Origin of the sequence: Agrobacterium sp. El2ro-1b, assembly GCF_048298475.1 — a bacterium.
Lineage (GTDB): Bacteria > Pseudomonadota > Alphaproteobacteria > Rhizobiales > Rhizobiaceae > Agrobacterium > Agrobacterium fabrum.
Genome location: NZ_CP103458.1, coordinates 1212987 through 1230108 on the forward strand (window position 1 = coordinate 1212987; position 17122 = coordinate 1230108).

A 17122-nucleotide genomic window follows, 5' to 3' on the forward strand; every position below is an offset into this window, starting at 1 on the left:
GATTAACCATAGGGCCGAATCGTGTCGTATTCCAGCGGTTCTGAAGCCATTTCCTCAAATTTTATGACAGCTGAAACATCGTCCCTCTAAATAGTTTTTGATATCCCCGCGAGGTTTCACGATGAAAAAAGGCCGCGCATCCATACGGAAGCACGGCCCTCGGCTTTGGACAAATCGTCAGGCGTTTCAGGTCCGCTCGATGCGGATGACCTGCGGTTCGCTGACGAGATATTTCTCGTTCTTGATCGCCTTCACGGCCTTGCGGATCGCATCTTCCATCGTCGCATGGGTGACGAGGATGATGGTCTGCGGCGCGCCTTCCACATGCACGCGCTGGCGCTGCACGATGGATTCCAGCGAGATGTTATTGTCGGCCATGCGCGTGGCGATGGAGGCGAAGACGCCCGCCTGATCCTTCACCGTCAGACGGATGAAATAACCGCCCTCATGGCTCTTCATCTTGGCGCGGCGGTACTCCGTCAGCGACTTGGCCGGACGGCCGAGCACAGGCACCTGCTGGGCGCCTGGACGGCTCTTGGCGATATCGGCGATGTCACCGAGCACGGCAGACGCCGTGGCGTTGCCGCCCGCCCCTGGGCCGACCATCAGCAATTCGCCGAGAATGTCGGATTCGATCGCCACCGCATTGGTCACGCCATCCACCTGGGCGATGACGGAGTCGAGCGGCACCATGGTCGGGTGCACGCGCTGTTCGATGCCGGAGTCAGTCACCTGCGCCACGCCGAGAAGCTTGATGCGGTAACCAAGCTCGGCAGCCGCCTGAATATCCTCGATGGAGATATTGGTGATGCCTTCGAGATAGATGTCGTCGGCAGCGATCTTGTTGCCGAAGGCAAGCGTGGTCAGGATCGACAGCTTGTGCGCGGTGTCATTGCCTTCGATATCGAAGGCCGGATCCGCTTCGGCATAACCGAGCCGCTGCGCTTCCTTCAGGCACGCCTCGAACGACAGGCCTTCCTTCTCCATCTTGGTGAGGATGTAGTTGCAGGTGCCGTTCATGATGCCGTAGATCCGCGACACATGGTTGCCGGTGAGCGATTCACGCAGCGCCTTGATGACCGGGATACCGCCCGCCACCGCCGCCTCGAAATTGAGAAGCGCGCCCTTGTCCTCGGCAATGGTCGCCAGTTCGACGCCATGCTTGGCAAGCAGTGCCTTGTTGGCTGTCACCACATGGAGACCACGTGAAAGCGCTGCCCGCACCGCGTTTTCCGCCTGTCCGGAAGCACCGCCGACCAGTTCGACGAACACGTCGATATCGGCTTCGCTCGCCATCTGCTCGGGCGTATCGAACCAGGTAATACCCTTGAGATCGATGCCGCGGTCGCGCGAACGGTCGCGCGCGCTCACCGCAATAATCTCAATCGCGCGTCCGCAGGTAATCGCAAGTTCGTTGCTTCTCTGCTGGAGGATGCGCACGAGCGAAGCGCCGACAGTGCCGAGCCCCGCTATGCCGATTCTCAATGAATCTGCCATGGGTATGTTCCTGATTTGCTGGTGATGGTGGCGGCCGAGGCCCGGCCGCCTTCGGTTGCCCTTATCTGTGGGCGTTGAGCGAAACGACGTTATGCATCGTTTCGTCAGCACTCGACAGGAAACGCTTCAGATTGCGCGCCGCCTGACGAATTCGATGCTCGTTTTCCACGAGCGCGAGACGGACGTAATCATCGCCCATTTCGCCAAAGCCGATGCCGGGAGCAACGGCGATATCGGCCTTCTCGACCAGAAGCTTGGAAAACTCCAGGCTGCCGAGATGACGGAACTTTTCCGGGATCTTCGCCCAGGCGAACATCGTCGCTGCCGGCGGCGGAACCTCGAAGCCGGCCTTGCCGAACGTATCGACCATGACATCGCGGCGGCGGCGGTAAACGCTGCGCACTTCGGCGATGTCGGAACCGTCGCCGTTGAGCGCATGCGTCGCCGCCACCTGGATCGGCGTGAAAGCGCCGTAATCGAGGTAGGACTTCACGCGGGTCAGCGCCGCGATCAGCCGCTCGTTGCCGACGGCAAAGCCCATGCGCCAGCCGGGCATGGAGAAGGTCTTCGACATGGAGGTGAACTCCACCGCAACGTCGATGGCGCCGGGAACTTCGAGAACCGAAGGCGGCGGATTGTTGTCGTCGAAGTAGATTTCCGAATAGGCCAGATCTGACAGCACGATGATTTCGTGCTTCTTCGCAAAGGCGATCACATCCTTGTAGAAATCGAGCGAAGCGACATGTGCCGTCGGGTTAGACGGATAGTTGACGATCAGTGCCAGCGGCTTCGGGATGGAGTGGCGCACGGCGCGCTCCAGCGGTCCGAAGAAGCTCTCATCCGGCTCGACATTCATGGAGCGGATAACGCCGCCCGCCATCAGGAAGCCGAAGGCATGGATCGGATAGGTCGGGTTCGGGCACAGGATCACGTCGCCAGGTGCCGTGATGGCCTGCGCCATATTGGCGAAACCTTCCTTGGAGCCAAGCGTGGCGACAACCTGCGTATCGGGATTGAGCTTCACGCCGAAACGGCGGGCATAGTAGGCAGCCTGCGCGCGGCGAAGGCCGGGAATGCCCTTGGACGAGGAATAACGATGGGTACGAGGGTCCTGAACGACTTCGCAGAGCTTGTCGACGATCGCCTTGGGGGTCGGAAGGTCGGGATTGCCCATGCCGAGATCGATGATATCGGCCCCGGCCGCTCGCGCGCTCGCTTTCAAACGGTTGACCTGTTCGAAGACGTATTGCGGCAGACGCCGGACCTTATGAAACTCTTCCATCACTTTCCTCATGGGAATGGACCGGTTCTGCCGGCCCATAACGAAGGTTCGTTTTTTGTTTTTAAACGCCGCCGACACGAACCGACCCGGCAGGCGTTATTCATTGTAGCGCAAAGCACGCGAAAACCTAAAAGGCTTTTCTCAGGCCCACGCTGCATCACGATCATCCGCCAGCGCCTCTGGCACAGCCTTTTCAGCCCCCTCGGCAAGGCGGATCACGTAACGGGATCAAGGAACTTGCATAACGCCAGATCCTGGGAAAATGCAAGGCAAGCCATGCTCAAGAACGGCCATTCCTGTCGTTCAGCCGCGCTCGCCCTTCACAATTGCCGCGCGGATGACCGAAAGCACGCGCTCCGGCTTGATATCCGTGCAGACGAGCTGGCTTGGATGCCCGTCCCAATCACCCGGCGGAAAGGCGCGGCCATCCGGCTTCTGGATCGTCTGGCCATCGGCAAGACCGCCGCAGACGACGCGCACCGGGCCGCTGCGGGCCTCGAACAGCTCAGGCGCCACGAGATAAACGCAGGCGCAGCTGTCATGCACCACCATGCCGTCGCCGGTGCGGGTCTTGTAGAAATCGATATAGAATTGCGACAGGTCGGACAGCAGCTGCACGGGTTTGCCGCCGGCTTCAGCCATCTCCGCCATGAAAGTGCTGGTCATTACCGTTTTTGTGGTGACATCGAGACCAACGACCACCACGCGCCACGGGGCGGTGAAGACGAGATCGGCCGCTTCCGGGTCGCCGTGAATATTGGCCTCGGCCGCCGGCGACACATTGCCGTTGATATCGAAAGCACCGCCCATGACGATGACCTGCTTCACCAATGCCGCAAAATCCGGCTCCTCGCGTAATGCCAGCGCCAGATTGGTCATGCGACCAACGGCAATAAGCGTCACCTCGCCGGGATTGGCCTTCACGGTCTCGATAATGAAGCGATGCGCGGGACGCGGATCGAGCGGCAGGTCGATGGTCTCGGGAATATCGATATCCCCGAGACCGTTCTCGCCGTGAATGAAGGTCGGCCAGTGCCCCTCCTTGCGGGCGGGATCGAAGGTCACGCCCGCCCCCCTGGCAACAGGCGCGGTCATCTGCCATTCCCGCTTGAGGAAAAGCGCATTGCGGGTGGTGATGTCGATGGGGGCATTGCCGAAAACCGTGGTGACGCCGATCAGATCAATATCGGGGTGCCGGTGCAGGAAAAGAAGCGCCATGGCGTCATCCACACCGGGGTCCGTATCGAATATCACTTTATGCATAATGCCCTCATCCATATGTCTCGAGCGCCATCCGTCCTTCCGGCGACGCGCCACGGAAACATAACGATAAGCGGCCACACCGCAATCCCCCTGCCCGCAGCCGAACGCACAGAAAGAGATTGCTTGGTCGCACTTTCGGTGAAAGAAGAAGCCCTCTCCTTCCGCCTGCCCGGACATATCAAGTGCAAGACATCGCCCTCAACGTTTTCATCGTCCTCTTCTGCGTCGCCATCTTTGCCGGATTTATCGATTCCATCGCCGGCGGCGGCGGTCTCATCACCATTCCTGCGATGATGATCATGGGCATTGCGCCGCTCGATACGCTCGGCACCAACAAGCTGCAGGCGCAGTTCGGGTCGGCCTCGGCGACACTTGCTTATGCCAGACGCGGCCACGTCAATCTGAAAGAGCAATTGCCGATGGGGCTGATGGCCATGGCCGGCGGAATGCTGGGCGCGCTGACAGCCGCCTTCGTGCCGGCCGATCTCCTGCGCACCATCATGCCGTTTCTGCTGATTACGATTGCGCTCTATTTCGCCTTGAAGCCGCAGCTCAGCGACATCGACAGCCACCGTCGCATCACACCCTTCGTGTTCGGCCTGATGGTCGCGCCGCTAATCGGTTTTTATGACGGCGTTTTTGGTCCCGGCGCGGGTTCCTTCTACATGCTCGCCTTCGTGGCACTGGCAGGTTTCGGCATGCTGAAGGCAACCGCCCACACCAAGCTGCTAAACCTCGGCTCGAATTTCGGCGGTTTTGTCGTCTTTGCGATGGGCGGAGCGGTTTTGTGGAAGCTCGGCCTCGCCATGGGCTTCGGCCAGTTCATCGGGGCGCAGGTCGGGTCACGTTTCGCGATGAAAAACGGCGCGAAGATCATCCGCCCGCTTCTTGTTGTTTCCTGTCTCGCCATGGCGACGAAGCTTCTTGTCGATGCATCTTCCGCCTGGTCGATCGCCACGATCTGGGAAACCATCTTCCCGAAATAAGGGATGGTGAGGCGCCTTTTCTCCGTCAGTCAGGCAACAGACCGGCGTCCGCTGCCTCAGCCTGCGGCGCGGCGCCGGCGATCAGCGATTTCGCGGATCACCACCATCGCGCCCACAAGCTTGTAGGCGGAGGAGTAGCAGGGCGACATTTCCAGCGACTTGACGACCGTGCGGCCATTCTCATCTTCCGCATAGGTATATTTCGACGTATCGCCCTTGAAGCAATTGTCGAGCTTTTCCCTGAGAATGTTCTGGAACCGGTGAACGCCGACCAGTTCGGCGATGTGGCAGCCGATAAGCCCTTCCGGCGCGTTACGCTGAAATGCATCGAGAGAATTGGCGAAGGAAACACGGTAACCGGGAGACACGATCACGACAGGCTCGTCCAGATCGTTGAGCATGTCCTCATCAAGGATCAGATGACGGTGATGCCACGCCAGCGTATCCTCGTCCTCGTCACCGACGACCTTTGCCTTTAATGGCATGCCGACATAACGATCGACCAGGGTTCGCAGCAGCTCGGAGTTGCGCTGCACGCAGCCGAGATCTTCCGCCTCGTGATTGAGGAGATCGATCGCAAAACGGAACTGCTCGCGAATATCTTCGGAACTTTCGGTCTTGCGTCCAACAATCCGCTCGAGGAGCAGCTCCAGTTCACGCTCCAGCACGGCAATCTTGTCGGATTCGTTCTTACCAACGGCAGATTGCAGCTCCGTATAACGCAACCAGAACAACTCAATCAAATCTTTCAACCCAACTCTCCCTGAACGGGCATATGCCCCGCTCTCAATGCGAACGGATTAGCCCATTACCCCTGTTTATAGCGTCTTCGCGCTTAAAAATGACGTAACGAAATGCAGGAACGCCGTGAGGATTAATGTTCAAAATATCACATCCACGGGTATTTTTTCAATTTCGATAATCCATGAACGAGAAATGAGGTTCCACCAATATGAAAAAATATCGAAATGCATGAATTCGCGGTCGACTTTTGTGAAATATCAAAAGATCCGGCCGCACGGCAATCACCTCAAATCTGGTGCTTCACGTCCCAGCGATCATGATACCAAAGCCATTGGCCGGGATATTCTCGCACCCAGCTTTCCACCTTGTCGTTCAGCAGCTGCGCCGTCGCCTGAATATCGACATTGCCCTTCTGATCCCGGGGAATTTCAACCTTCGGCTCTATTTCCAGCCTGTAGCGATTGTCCGGAAGGCGAATGCAACGGGCGGGATAGACATCGCAATTGAACTGCCGCACCAGCTTGGCAAGCAGCGGGTTGGTGCGAACCTCAAGCCCGAAGAACTTCGTCGTCAGCCCCTTGCCGAACTTCTGGTCGACAAGCACACCCACACCGCCGCCCTTTTCCAGCTGCCGCGCCAGCGCGAAGGAGGAGCCGGCATGCGACGGCACGAGATTGCCCATGCGTTCCTTGCGGAAATTGAACACCTTGTCGGCCACGTAGGGATTGTTCGGCGGCCGGAACAGCACCGTCACATCAAGACCAAAGGCCGAGCCTGCGACCGGCAGCAGTTCGAAATTACCGCTATGGGCGGTAAAGACGATGAAGGGCCGCGGATTGTCGCGCAATTCGAGAAAGGTCGGAGTACCCTCGACCTCGATGCGGCCGGGTTCGTTCTTTTCCGGGTCGAAATCGAACAGCCGGTCGAGAAACACATATTCCGCCGCAAGCCGGCCCATATTGGCCCAGCTGTCCATGGCGATCGCCAGCCGCTCCTCTTCGGATTTTTCCGGAAAGGCGCGCGCCAGATTGTAGAGCATCAGCTTGTGGCGGCCGGTTTTCGGCCCTATCAAGCGCGCCAACCGGTCCGCGGCGCGAATGCCCGCATCGGCCGGAAAGAGCTTCAGCAGGTTGAGAAGGCCAAAGGCGAATGTCGCGATCAGCCACTGCCGGAAGTGGTCCAGTTTCAGGACGATCCGCGTCAGGAATAATTTCACGCTGGTCAATCCATCCGCAGGACGATCTTGCCAAACACCTGGCGCGTTTCCATGCGCTCCAGTGCCCGGTCGATATCGTCGAAGGTGACTTCGGTGTCGATGACGGGATGAACGATGCCGCGCGCCATCTTCTGCATGGCATTGGCCATGTTTTCCATGCGGCAGCCGAAGGAGCCGAGCAGCTTCAACTGCTGCTGGAACAGCATCATCAGGTTGATTTCGGTGGAAACGCCCGAGGTGGAGCCGCAGGTGACGAGACGGCCACCGCGCTTCAGCGAGAACATCGAGGCGACGAAGGTATCCTTGCCGACATGTTCGAAGACAACGTCAACACCCTTCTTTTTCGTCAGCTTGCGCACGACGCCTTCGAAACGGTCGGTCCGGTAATTGATGACATGATCGGCCCCGAGCGCCTTCGCCCGTTCGATCTTGTCGTCGGAACCGACCGTGGTGATGACGGTGCAGCCCATCTTCTTGGCAAGCTGGATCGCCGCCGTGCCGATGCCGGAACCGCCGGCATGGATGAGGATGGTTTCGCCGGGCTCAAGCTTGGCATTGTCGAACAGCATGTGCTCGACGGTGCCGAAAGTCACCGGCGCGAGCGCCGCAGCGACGGCGTCAATACCATGTGGGGCCGGCACGAGCTGGCGGGCGGGAATATTGATCTTCTCCTGCGCGAAACCGTCGAGATGGAAACCGTGGACGCCCTGGACATGTTCGCACAGATTGTCGCGGCCTTCACGGCAGGGCTTGCAGAGCCCGCAGGTGCGCGCGCCATAGACCGAGACCAGCTGGCCCGGCAGCACATTCGAAACGCCGGGACCGATGGCCTCGACCACGCCGGAGGCTTCCGCACCGATGGTGAGCGGCATCTTGCGCTTGGCGAAAGCCATGCCGCGCCAGCCCCAGACGTCGATGTGGTTGAGCGCCACGGCCTTGACGCGCAGCGTCACCTCGCCCGGTCCCGGAGCATCCGGTTCAGGCAGGTCCACTTTTTCGAGCTTCCGGTCGTCCACGAGTTGAAGAGCGCGCATATTTCAGTCCTTCGCCCGAGGGCGTTATCTAAAAATCATTCCAGCAAAACTCTGTAACGGTTTTGCGGCTGGAATGCGTAATCAAAGAGACGAGAGCGTTTCCGCAGTGCTTTTGGAAACGATCCTGTTGTGGCGGAACCGGTTAAGCCGGTTCCCGCGTCATGACAAGGCTTGCATTCTGCCCGCCAAACCCGAAGGAGTTGGAGAGAACCGCACCCACCTGCGCATCCCGCTTCACATTCGGCACCACGTCGAGCGTAATGGTCGGATCGGGATTGTTGTAGTTGATCGTCGGCGGCAGGGTCCCGGTCAGCATGGTCTGCAGCGAGAACACCGCTTCCACGGCGCCTGCGGCCGTCAGCGTATGGCCAATCATCGACTTGTTGGACGACAGCGGAATGTTCTTCAGGCCTTCGCCGAAGACGGCCAGCATCGAGCCATATTCCATCTTGTCATTCTCAGGCGTCGAGGTGCCGTGAGCATTGATATAACCAATGTCGCTTTCGGCCACGCCCGCATCGGCAAGTGCCGCACGGATCGTCGCGATCGCCGGGCCGCCATCGGGCGAGGAGCGCGTGCGGTGGAAGCTATCGGCCTTTTCGCCGGCGCCCTTGATGATGCCGAGAACCTTTGCGCCACGAGCGACGGCGGCTTCGAGCGATTCCAGCACCAGCGTTGCAGCACCTTCAGCGATCACGAAACCGTCGCGATCCTTGCTGAACGGCTTGGAGGCCTTTTCCGGCGGGTCGTTCTGGGTCGAAAGAGCCGACAGAAGCGAAAAGCGGATCAGGGCCTCGGCGCTGACGGAACCGTCGGTGGCAACCGTTAGAGCGCGCTCCGTGCGGCCCTGGCGGATCGCCTCGACGCCAAGCTGAATGGCGGTCGCACCCGAAGCACAGGCCGTAGACAGCGTGACCGGCAGGCCGCGTGTGCCAAAACGGTCGGAAAGACGTTCGGAAATCGCGCCGAACAATGCGGCTTCCTGGAATGCCGGATCGGGACGCTGGCGCAACGCCGTCATGAACCGCTCATAGGCGTCACCCGGCTTTGCGGCTGGCGGAGATCGGTCGGCAAGCTCGAAACGGGCGCTCCATTCCGGCTCAATCGGTGGCGCTGCGAGAAACAGCGGCCCATCGAAATCACCCGATATACCGGCCTGCGCCAGCGCCTCAATGGTGGTTTCACGCGCGAAAGCATAAGAACGCTCGACGGAGTTCGGAACCGGGATATCGATGAAATCCACCGTGCCGCTGATGCGGGTCGAGAGCCCTTCAGTCGGGAAGCGGGTGATCTTGTGAATACCCGACTTGCCTGATGTCAGCGCTGCCCAGTTGTCGGCAAGTCCCTGACCGAGCGAGGTGATGATGCCCATGCCGGTCACGGCAACGATCGGGCGACCGAGATGATCCTTAAAATTGGTCATGGTCTTTTCTCCTCACACGTCACGGGACAGGACGGCGACACCTTCGCCGCGCACATGGCCAACGGTGGTGACGACAGCCTCCGTGGCCGCCTCGCCCATCGGCTTTTCCGCAGCCGCATCGAAGGTAGGAACCTTCGCGCCGCTTTCAAGCGTCAGCGCCGCAAGAGCGAGCCCGAGCGGAAACTGCGCCTCAAGTCCATGACCGGTGACACCGCCGAAACCACGAATGACCGAATTTGGCAGTACTTTTTCGAGAATATCCTTCTCGCGGGCTGTCACCTCGTCATAACCGCTCGCACCGGAAAACACGACGGTCGCAGCGCTGTCCTTTGCAGGCGCAAGCAGGCGCTCCATGCGCTTTTCCATCTTGCCGTCATCGCGGCTGCCACGGTCGCCCTCGATGGCGTCGATGCGGGCATAGATGCGCGCGCCACGCTCGCTGGCATGCCTGCGCGATTCCAGCACGAGGAAGGCACCAAGCGAACCGGAAATCATGCCGCCGCCGTCCTGGTCGCCACGCGACCAAAGCGGCTGCCATCCACCCTGCGCATGTGCGCCGATGGCTTCGAACAACAGGATCATGTCGGGACGTTCAGCCGAGAAAGCACCACCGACGAGCGCGTGGCTCGATTCGCCGGAACGGATGCGGTGGAATGCGGTTTCGACGGCAGAAATGCCGGCCGCTTCTTCGCCCATGAAGGTGCGGGAAGACCCGGTGACCTTGTGCACGATGGAGATATTACCGGCCATAAGATTGGAAAGCTGGGCGAGAAACAGCGTCGGGCGCAGTTCCGTCGTCAGTTTCTCGTTGAGCAGCTTTTCGCGGTCGTTGCGCTTCAGGGCCTCATCGACGATCAGCGTGTCGACATTGATGTCGCGCTCGCCGCCGCCGGCGGCAACGATCATGTCCATGGTGGCGCAGGCTTCGGTATTCTCCTTCAGCCCGGCATCGTCGAGTGCAAGTCCTGCGGCAAAAACGCCGAGACGCTGCCAGTTTTCCATCTGGCGCTGGTCGCCGCGCTTGGCGATCTGTGCCGACCAGTCGATTTCCGGCATGGGATGGACCGGGTAGGGCTTGAATTTTTCGGTCTCGACAACCGGCTCCGGCACGGCGGCTCCAGAAAGAAGCGCCACATGCGCCTGGCTGCCAACGCCGTGACAGGTCACGATGCCGACCCCTGTTATCACCACATCATTGTCAGATTTCATCGTCTGTCATCCTTTGCAGCCGGCCCCGCCGAAACGGTCACGGCTATCCACAGCGGTTGCGAACAACCACTTCATGCGTTGCGGAATAAAGCGCGCGATGCGGATTGGCAATGGTGAAGGCCCGTTCGGCCATCGCGAGCCCACGATTTTCATGCATCGAAACCGGGCCGACGGGAAAAACGCCCTCTTTCGAAACGGGCGGAAGCGCTTATTTCTGCGCATCCGCGGCAATGGCCGCCATCAGGCCAACTTCCTCGGCCCGCTTCTTGACGACGGGACCGAGCGGGATTTCGCTGAACGGCATGGTGCGCAGTTTCAGCTGCGCATCGCAGACCTTCTTGCCGGCAGATGTGATCTTCGCCTTGGTAACGGCAAAGCCCGAACCGTCATGCTCCAGCACCGCCTCGATGTCGAGAACCGCGCCCGGCTCCACGAAGGTGCGCATCTTGGCGCCATCGACCGACATCAGGAACGGCATGGACGCAAAATCGGAAAATGCCAGAACCATCATGCCGGAAGCCTGCGCCATGGTCTCGATCAGGAGCACACCCGGAACCAGCGGCATGCCGGGAAAGTGGCCTTCGAAAACCGGGCTCTGGTCCGGAACGACCGACTGCGCCTTCAGCGTGCGCGTCGCCATATCCACGGATTCGACCTTGTCGATCATCTGGAAATATTCAAGCAGCATCGGTCCGGCCCGTTTCTGGTCGGTTGCGACCCGCCCAACAAGGCCGGGTCCAGAAAAAGAAATGCCCGCTTGACGCGGGCATTGTCACATCAGCCCTTGGCTGCGCGCAATTCGTCGATCTTTGCACAGAGGTTCTTCAGCACGAAGTATTCTTCGGTGGAAACCTTGCCTTCGTTGACTTCCTGCGTCCACTGCTCGAGCGGAATCTTGATGCCGAATTCCTTGTCGATCGCGAAAACGATATCAAGAAAGTCGAGGCTGTCGATGCCCAGATCGTCGATCGTGTGGCTCTCCGGCGTAATGGTTTCGCGGTCGATTTCGCTGGTTTCGGCGATAATGTCGGCAACCTTGTCGAATGTAGCTGTCACGCCCATAATCCTTATTGTCGTTCGTATGAATTATCCTGTCTGACGCACCACATAGGCAAGTCGCACAAAAAAGCCAATGGTTTCGTGACGTAACTTTGAAATTTGCCCTGAAACTGTTGCCTAAACAGCAACCGAATGACGACCGCGTCCATTGCCGAGATAGGTATCAAAGATTGCAGCGATATTACGCACGAAGGGTTTCCCCGTCTCCGTGACGGCAAAAATTCCGGCCTCCATACGCACCACACCGTCGCTGTTGCCGGCGGCGAATTGCTGCGCCTGCGTCCGCACGGAATGGCTCGCTTTGCCGAAACGCTGGTCGATATCAGCAAAGTCGAGCGCAAAATCGCACATCAGCCGCTCAATGACATGCGAGCGCACCTGATCCTCTTGCGACAACTCTATGCCCTTGACCACGGCAAGCCCGCCCTCGCCCACTATGCGCTGATATTCCCCTGTTGCCACCATGTTCTGCACATAACCCTGCGGCAGCCGGCCGATCGAAGACGCGCCGAGCCCGATCAGCGCATCGGCCGTATCGGTGGTGTAGCCCTGGAAATTCCGCCGCAGGGCCCCGGCCTCGACGGCCTGGCACAAGGTATCCGCCGGCTTGGCAAAGTGGTCGATGCCGATTGCACGATATCCCGCCTGCTTCAGCATCTCGCCCGCCATCGTCATCTGGCGGTAACGCTCAGCAATATCAGGCAGCGCGTGTTCGGGGATCAGCGACTGGTGTTTTTTCATCCACGGCACATGGGCATAACCGAAAAGCGTCACCCGGTCCGGATCGAGAGAGACGATCTGACCAACCGTCTTCTTCAATGTCTCGCAGGTCTGGAACGGCAGGCCATAAAGAATGTCGCAATTGACCGAGTGCACGCCCCTCGCCCGCACCGCATCAACGACGGATTTCGTCTGTTGGAAGGACTGGATCCGGTTGATGGTTTTTTGCACTTTGTCATCGAAGTCCTGCACACCAAGGCTTGCCCGCGACATGCCGACGGCAGCAAGCGCATCGTAACGGCTGTCATCCAGATCGTTCGGGTCCATCTCGACGCTGATTTCGGGGTCTAGCCCGAAGGTGAAATGGCGCCGCAGACAGTCCATCAGGCTGACCATGTCATCAGGCTTCAGCATGGTGGGCGAGCCGCCGCCGAAATGCACGGCACTCACCACCGCATCGGGCGAAACAAGCGCGCCAACGGCAGCAATCTCCTGCTTAAGTGCTTCCAGATAAACGGCAATCGGCTCGTATTTCAGCGTGTGCTTGGTGTGACAGGCACAGAACCAGCAGAGCCGGTCACAATAGGGAATGTGCAGGTAAAGCGATATCCGGTTCCTGTGGTTGAGCGCGCCGAGCCAGCCGCGATAGGTCGTGTCATCGATTCCCTCGTGGAAATGCGGAGCGGTCGGATAGCTGGTGTAACGCGGCACTGCACCCGAATATTTGCGAAGAAGTTCCGTATTCATCACCGGATTTGCCTTTTATCAAGAAAATGTCGATTTCCTTCCTCTCAGTAGCGGCTGCGACAGTTTGCAACTTTGACTTCAATCAAATTGCGCCATAAGTTCTTGCTAAAGTAGACGCGGGGACGACGGCTACATGGCTCAAGCCCTAAAGAGACCGGATTTGATACCCACGGTCGCATTTCGTTCCTAAAAGCCAGCATTGGAAAAGGCTTATGGACACGCTGCAGAAGACCATCCACAATTCGGAGTACCCCGTCGTATGCCGCTCCTGCGAGGCGCGTCACGGCGGTCTCTGCAGCACGTTGACGCCGCAGCAGCTCTGCGACCTCAACCGTCACTCCAGCCGCAAGAAACTGGAAGCCGGCAACGAGCTGTTGGGCCAGGGTGAGCTCGTCACCTCCTATGGCAACATCCTCAATGGCGTGGTGAAGCTTTCGAAAATGATGTCGGACGGTCGCCAGCAGATCGTCGGCCTGCAATTCGCACCGGATTTTCTTGGCCGCCCGTTTATGGCGGAAAGCAAGATGACGGCGGAAGCTGCGACCGATGTGGAGATTTGCCTTTTTCCGCGCCGTATCGTCGACCGTATGGTCACGGAAGTGCCTGACATGGAACGCAAGCTGCACAGCCAGTCCCTGAAGGAACTGGACGAGGCGCGCGACTGGATGCTGACGCTGGGGCGCAAATCGGCGCAGGAAAAGGTTGCCAGCTTCCTTTATATGATCGCCACTCATATCGACCCGGAAAATGAAGACAAATCCTGCTTCGATCTGCCGCTTTCACGCGCCGATATCGCTGACTTCCTCGGCCTCACCATCGAGACCGTTAGCCGGCAAATGACTAAGCTGCGCAAGGAAGGCATTATCCGCATCGAGAACAACCGCCATATCACGGTGCCGAATCTCGACGTTCTGAGCGAAGCCGCCGGTAACGACTGACGAAATTAGCCCTTTCACCGCCCCTGAAGCGCGGATGCCCCGAAATTGATGTGTGGCGCCCGCGCCTGAGCGGGTGCGAGCGCAAAACCGGCAAGAACCAGCAAAGCGGCGATGCATTTCATGATATTTCACCCCGTGCCCCGCTGTTTCAGCGGCCTGTTTGTTATGGCTGCATCATAGCAACCAAACCGCCTCTATCCGCTTAACATCTTGGGTAAGCGGATGGTTCAGAGGCAGGGTAAAGAAGGGGTTAGGATTGCCGGACGGCGCGCGCCGTCTAATGTCTTTACGGAAGGCTCGGCATCGCCACAAGTTTCTTCTCCCGGGGGGAGAAGGTGGCCCGAAGGGTCGGATGAGGGGGCAAGCTCGCGGTTTATCACTACCCTCGCCCCCTCATCCCGCTGCCGCGACCTTCTCCCCGGCAGGGAGAAGAAACAAGCGGTAATCGCTCGCTTCATATGCAGCCTTTGGCTCATATGGAACGGTTCCATTGGGGGGTATGTGAAGACGTTAAAGCGCAGTCTAGCGAACCGCGTCAAATGCGCGGTCGAATCTCACTGCGAAGCACCAGGCGTCGCAACCGGCTTCTGGTTTTCGACAAGCGCCCGCAACTCGGCAACCCGGCGTTTGTATTCGGCTTCCGAAATCTGACCGTTGCGCCGTGCCGCACCAAGGTTCGAAAGGCTTTTTTCCATCTTGGAGGCCTCGTCATCGCCCATCTGGCTGCCGGCAGCCGTTAGAGGCTGGGAAAAGGTCGGATAGGTGCCGGTGTCGCGCTTCTGGCTTACCGCATTGTCGCTGACGGGGCGCGGGCCGACAATTTCGGTCGTCGGGCGGCGCATATGGGCGGGTGCGACGATCGGCTCCGGGGCCTTGCAGGCCGCAAGCGTGGTGGCGAGCATGGCGCCGGAAAGCGAAAGCACGGCGATTCTCGCGGCATTTTCCGCATATGTTCCGAATGTGCCCATCTGCTTGCCCATCGTCGTGTTCCGCCTGTAAGGATATCTTCCGATATCGAATTCGACTGCGGTTCGGCGCTTTATGAGCCTCCCCTTGCTGGTGGAACTTGTATTCGTTTTCATGCAGAATGTGCAAACACAAATTTGGTGGAGGATCGTGCATGGCAGGTGTTGACGGTGGGGCTGGGAAAAAGGGTGGCAAAACGCCCGGCTTCGACGCCAGTACCGCCGAGGCCTACCTGATCCGCGACCCCGAAACCTTCGCGATCAATATCGCCCGTGCGCTCGAAAACCTCGGCAAGGCCGCCTCCGAATGGCTGGCCCCGCGCGAACGCGGCGACATTCCCCAGGCAAGCGCCGATCCGGTAACCGATCTGGTCAAGACGCTGTCGGATGTCGCCGAATATTGGATGGCCGAACCGAAACGGTCGCTGGAGGCGCAGACCCATCTTCTCTCCAGCTATTACGATCTGTGGACGAAATCGCTGGCGCAATTTTCCGGCGAAGCCGATTCGCCACCGGAAAATGCGGCCGAAAGCGGCCCCGCACAGCGCAGAAGCAAACGTTTTGCCGATGCCGACTGGCAGACCAATCCGTTCTTCGATTTCCTGCTGAAAGCCTACCAGACCACCGTCGGTTTCGCCGACCGGATGGTGACGGAAGCTGATGGGCTGGATGAGCATACCCGCACCAAGGCGCTGTTCTACATGCGGCAGGTGACGGAAGCGCTTTCGCCAGCCAATTTCGTCTTCACCAATCCGCAGGTCTTCCGCGAAACGGTCGCCTCCAGCGGCGCCAATCTCGTCAAGGGCATGGCGCAGCTGGCGGAGGATGTTGCCGCCGGCAATGGCCACCTGAAACTGCGCCAGACCGATTACAGCAAATTTGTCATCGGCCAGAATATCGCCGTCACACAGGGCAAGGTGGTGGCGAAAAGTCCGCTCTGCGAAATCATCCATTATGCGCCGACGACGGAAAAGGTCTTCAAGAGGCCGCTGCTGATCGTGCCGCCCTGGATCAACAAGTTCTACATTCTCGATCTCAACCCGCAGAAATCCTTCGTTGGCTGGTGTCTTGAACAGGGCCATAGCGTGTTCATGGTCTCCTGGATCAACCCGGATGCGCGCCTCGCCGACAAGAGCTGGGACGATTACATCCGCGAGGGTATCGATTTCGCCCTCGACACCATCGAGGAGCGGACCGGCGCGAAAGACATCAACGCCATCGGTTATTGCGTCGGCGGCACGCTGTTATCCTCAGCGCTGGCGCTGCATGCGCAGGACGGCAATGAGCGTATCCGCAGCGCCACGCTGCTGGCCGCCCAGACCGATTTCATCCATGCCGGCGATCTCAAGGTCTTCATCGATGAAGGCCAGCTGGCGGCGCTGGACAAGCACATGCAGGCGGTCGGTTATCTCGATGGCTCGATCATGGCCACCGTCTTCAACATGCTGCGCGCCTCCGACCTCATCTGGCCCTATATGGTCGATAACTACCTGCGCGGCGCCGAACCCCTGCCCTTCGATCTTCTCTACTGGAATTCCGATTCGACCCGGGTGACGGCCGCCAGCCATTCCTTCTATCTGCGCAATTGTTACCTCGAGAACAATCTCGCCCGCGGGCTGATGCGCGTTGACGGCAAGCGCATCAATCTCGGCGATATCACGATACCCGTCTACGATCTCGCCACCCGCGACGATCATATCGCGCCGGCGAAATCGGTCTTCACGGGAGCTGCCCTGTTCGGCGGGCCGGTGGAATTCGTGCTCGGCGCTTCCGGCCACATTGCCGGTGTCATCAACCCGCCGCAGCTTGCGAAATACCAATATTGGACAGGGCCGTCACCGTCTGGAGACTTCGAGGCCTGGCAGGCGGACGCCACGGCCCATAAGGGTTCCTGGTGGATGCACTGGCAGAACTGGATCGAAAACCAGAGCGCCGAGAAGGTGAAGGCGCGTAAGCCGGGAGACGGCAAGCGCCCGGTGCTCGGCGATGCGCCAGGAACCTACGTCCTTTCCTGATCTCATCCACCACTCTCATCTTTC

The 17122-nt window shown here is 59.3% G+C and carries 15 protein-coding genes; 3 read left to right on the plus strand and 12 right to left on the minus strand.

The features are described 5' to 3' along the window. Positions 1-186: 186 nt before the first annotated feature. The 3 genes from NYR50_RS06035 to NYR50_RS06045 form a co-directional block, all read right to left on the minus strand. Positions 187-1497, minus strand: a complete 1311-nt coding sequence (locus NYR50_RS06035) for a homoserine dehydrogenase (RefSeq protein WP_006316330.1) — start codon at positions 1495-1497, stop codon at positions 187-189. 61 nt (positions 1498-1558) lie between these two features. Further along, positions 1559-2779, minus strand: coding sequence for an LL-diaminopimelate aminotransferase (locus tag NYR50_RS06040; RefSeq protein ID WP_003524851.1), 1221 nt, complete (start codon positions 2777-2779; stop codon positions 1559-1561). Positions 2780-3082: 303 nt separating this feature from the next. After that, positions 3083-4042: a nucleoside hydrolase gene (locus tag NYR50_RS06045; protein WP_418137084.1), complete on the minus strand. Its 960-nt coding sequence runs from the start codon at positions 4040-4042 to the stop codon at positions 3083-3085. Positions 4043-4224: 182 nt separating this feature from the next. On the opposite strand from NYR50_RS06045, the gene NYR50_RS06050 reads away from it, so the two are divergent. Continuing rightward, positions 4225-5028, plus strand: coding sequence for a TSUP family transporter (locus NYR50_RS06050; protein WP_418137085.1), 804 nt, complete (start codon positions 4225-4227; stop codon positions 5026-5028). 56 nt (positions 5029-5084) lie between these two features. Here the strand turns inward: NYR50_RS06050 and NYR50_RS06055 are convergent, their stop codons facing one another. The 8 genes from NYR50_RS06055 to hemN all read right to left on the minus strand — a co-directional run bounded on the left by NYR50_RS06055 (position 5085) and on the right by hemN (position 13180). Continuing rightward, positions 5085-5780: a hypothetical protein gene (locus NYR50_RS06055; protein WP_418137086.1), complete on the minus strand. Its 696-nt coding sequence runs from the start codon at positions 5778-5780 to the stop codon at positions 5085-5087. Between the two features lie 278 nt (positions 5781-6058). After that, positions 6059-6988 (minus strand): lipid A biosynthesis lauroyl acyltransferase, encoded by a 930-nt coding sequence (locus NYR50_RS06060; RefSeq protein ID WP_418137087.1) that lies wholly within the window; start codon positions 6986-6988, stop codon positions 6059-6061. 5 nt (positions 6989-6993) lie between these two features. Beyond that, complete coding sequence (locus NYR50_RS06065; protein ID WP_006316337.1) at positions 6994-8022, minus strand: zinc-binding dehydrogenase; 1029 nt, start codon at positions 8020-8022, stop codon at positions 6994-6996. A 142-nt stretch (positions 8023-8164) separates the two neighbouring features. After that, positions 8165-9445, minus strand: a complete 1281-nt coding sequence (locus NYR50_RS06070; protein WP_006316338.1) for a beta-ketoacyl-ACP synthase — start codon at positions 9443-9445, stop codon at positions 8165-8167. 12 nt (positions 9446-9457) lie between these two features. Beyond that, positions 9458-10654, minus strand: coding sequence for a beta-ketoacyl-ACP synthase (locus tag NYR50_RS06075; RefSeq protein ID WP_418137088.1), 1197 nt, complete (start codon positions 10652-10654; stop codon positions 9458-9460). A 208-nt stretch (positions 10655-10862) separates the two neighbouring features. Next, entirely contained in the window at positions 10863-11342 is a 480-nt protein-coding gene (locus NYR50_RS06080) for a 3-hydroxyacyl-ACP dehydratase FabZ family protein (RefSeq protein WP_418137089.1), read from the minus strand. Between the two features lie 89 nt (positions 11343-11431). Next, positions 11432-11716 carry an acyl carrier protein gene (locus NYR50_RS06085; RefSeq protein ID WP_003495848.1) on the minus strand — a complete coding sequence of 95 codons (285 nt, stop codon included), beginning with the start codon at positions 11714-11716 and terminating at the stop codon, positions 11432-11434. A gap of 114 nt (positions 11717-11830) precedes the next feature. Further along, entirely contained in the window at positions 11831-13180 is a 1350-nt protein-coding gene (gene hemN / locus NYR50_RS06090) for an oxygen-independent coproporphyrinogen III oxidase (protein ID WP_418137090.1), read from the minus strand. Positions 13181-13392: 212 nt separating this feature from the next. Here hemN and fnrN point away from each other — a divergent pair, with 212 nt between their 5' ends. Then, positions 13393-14118, plus strand: coding sequence for a transcriptional regulator FnrN (gene fnrN / locus NYR50_RS06095; protein ID WP_418137092.1), 726 nt, complete (start codon positions 13393-13395; stop codon positions 14116-14118). A gap of 554 nt (positions 14119-14672) precedes the next feature. Here fnrN and NYR50_RS06100 read toward each other — a convergent pair. Beyond that, positions 14673-15098, minus strand: a complete 426-nt coding sequence (locus NYR50_RS06100; protein ID WP_418137093.1) for a hypothetical protein — start codon at positions 15096-15098, stop codon at positions 14673-14675. Between the two features lie 140 nt (positions 15099-15238). On the opposite strand from NYR50_RS06100, the gene NYR50_RS06105 reads away from it, so the two are divergent. Continuing rightward, positions 15239-17098, plus strand: a complete 1860-nt coding sequence (locus tag NYR50_RS06105) for a PHA/PHB synthase family protein (RefSeq protein ID WP_418137094.1) — start codon at positions 15239-15241, stop codon at positions 17096-17098. Positions 17099-17122 lie beyond the last annotated feature (24 nt).

What these genes read in the sequence shown, in the direction of transcription:
- NYR50_RS06040 (WP_003524851.1), bottom strand. Translation starts at nt 2,779, where the DNA reads ATGGAAGAGTTTCATAAGGTCCGGCGTCTGCCGCAATACGTCTTCGAA.
- NYR50_RS06065 (WP_006316337.1), bottom strand. Translation starts at nt 8,022, where the DNA reads ATGCGCGCTCTTCAACTCGTGGACGACCGGAAGCTCGAAAAAGTGGAC.
- NYR50_RS06085 (WP_003495848.1), bottom strand. Translation starts at nt 11,716, where the DNA reads ATGGGCGTGACAGCTACATTCGACAAGGTTGCCGACATTATCGCCGAA.
- NYR50_RS06035 (WP_006316330.1), bottom strand. Translation starts at nt 1,497, where the DNA reads ATGGCAGATTCATTGAGAATCGGCATAGCGGGGCTCGGCACTGTCGGC.
- NYR50_RS06080 (WP_418137089.1), bottom strand. Translation starts at nt 11,342, where the DNA reads ATGCTGCTTGAATATTTCCAGATGATCGACAAGGTCGAATCCGTGGAT.
- fnrN (WP_418137092.1), top strand. Translation starts at nt 13,393, where the DNA reads ATGGACACGCTGCAGAAGACCATCCACAATTCGGAGTACCCCGTCGTA.
- NYR50_RS06100 (WP_418137093.1), bottom strand. Translation starts at nt 15,098, where the DNA reads ATGGGCAAGCAGATGGGCACATTCGGAACATATGCGGAAAATGCCGCG.
- hemN (WP_418137090.1), bottom strand. Translation starts at nt 13,180, where the DNA reads ATGAATACGGAACTTCTTCGCAAATATTCGGGTGCAGTGCCGCGTTAC.
- NYR50_RS06105 (WP_418137094.1), top strand. Translation starts at nt 15,239, where the DNA reads ATGGCAGGTGTTGACGGTGGGGCTGGGAAAAAGGGTGGCAAAACGCCC.
- NYR50_RS06045 (WP_418137084.1), bottom strand. Translation starts at nt 4,042, where the DNA reads ATGCATAAAGTGATATTCGATACGGACCCCGGTGTGGATGACGCCATG.
- NYR50_RS06075 (WP_418137088.1), bottom strand. Translation starts at nt 10,654, where the DNA reads ATGAAATCTGACAATGATGTGGTGATAACAGGGGTCGGCATCGTGACC.
- NYR50_RS06070 (WP_006316338.1), bottom strand. Translation starts at nt 9,445, where the DNA reads ATGACCAATTTTAAGGATCATCTCGGTCGCCCGATCGTTGCCGTGACC.